1 protein-coding gene is annotated in these 1,114 nt (G+C 69.2%); it reads right to left on the bottom strand.

Annotated features, from left to right (window positions below):
- Window positions 1–994 (bottom strand): IS481 family transposase (locus IE251_RS40460; protein ID WP_189757928.1); only part of this gene is annotated, 994 nt, incomplete at its 3' end.
- Window positions 995–1,114: the final 120 nt, after the last annotated feature.

Below are 1,114 nucleotides of genomic sequence, written 5' to 3' on the forward strand. Positions count from 1 at the left end.
TGTACTGACCCGTGAGGTTGGGGACGCGGCTGGCGGGTGGTTGCCCTTTCAGCGCGGTGTGTCCGCGGTGGTGATTGTAGGTGTGCAGCCACTGCGGGAACGCTTCGCGGCGCTCGGCTTCTGACCGGTAGGGGCGGGCGTAGGCCCACTCGTCCAGCAGGGTGCGATTGAAGCGTTCGACCTTGCCGTTCGTCTGGGGTCGGTAGGGCCGGGTTCGCTTGTGGACGATCCCGGCTGCTGCCAGGGCATCGCGCCAGTCATGTGAGCGGTAGCAGGAGCCGTTGTCGGTCAGCACCCGTTCGACGGTGATCCCGGCCTGGGTGAAGAAGGCGTGGGCCCGTTGCCAGAAGCCGGTGGCGGTCTCCTTCTTCTCGTCCGCATGGATCTCGCTGTAAGCCAGGCGGGAGTGGTCGTCGACGGCGGTGTGCAGGTAGCTGTAGCCGAGGTTGGGCCGGCCGTGGACGGTGCGGGGCCGGGCGGGGTCGCGGTGCGCAGAGCTGTTTCGGCCGCCCTGGGCCCTGCCGTGGACCTTGTGCCCGCCGCCGTCGGGGATGTTGCCCAGCTTCTTGATGTCCACATGCACCAGTTCGCCGGGCCGCTCGCGTTCGTAGCGGCGCACGACGCGGCCCGTGGCCCGGTCGAGATGGGCCAGGCGGGCCAGTCCGTAGCGGGTCAGGACGCGGTGCACGGTCGAAGGCACCAGGTGCAGAAAGTGCGCGATGCGGGCCGGTCCCCACCTGCGCGCCAGGCGAACCTTGATGACCCGTCGCTCGGTGCGGGTCGGAGTGCGGCCAGGGCTGTGGTGGGGCCGGCTCGAGCGGTCGGCCATGCCCGCCTCGCCGAGCCGGCGGTAACGATCGGCCCACCGTTGGGCCGTGGTGGACGAGACCTGGAAGCGTTCACCGGCCCGCCGAAGCGGCCAGCCGTCCTCGACCACGCATCGCGCCAGACGCAGGCGGCCGGTCTCGGTCAGGGGTGCATTACGGTGGACCACGAGGGCCTTTCTGGTTGGTGTAGACGTCGCAATCCACACCGAACCCGGAAGGCCCTCACCCGTTCAAGATCTCTCAGCCGAGACCTGGCTCACCTGTCCACAACCTCCCCGGACAGAACA

Origin of the sequence: Streptomyces eurythermus (assembly GCF_014649115.1) — a bacterium.
In the GTDB taxonomy this organism is placed as follows: Bacteria; Actinomycetota; Actinomycetes; order Streptomycetales; family Streptomycetaceae; genus Streptomyces; species Streptomyces eurythermus.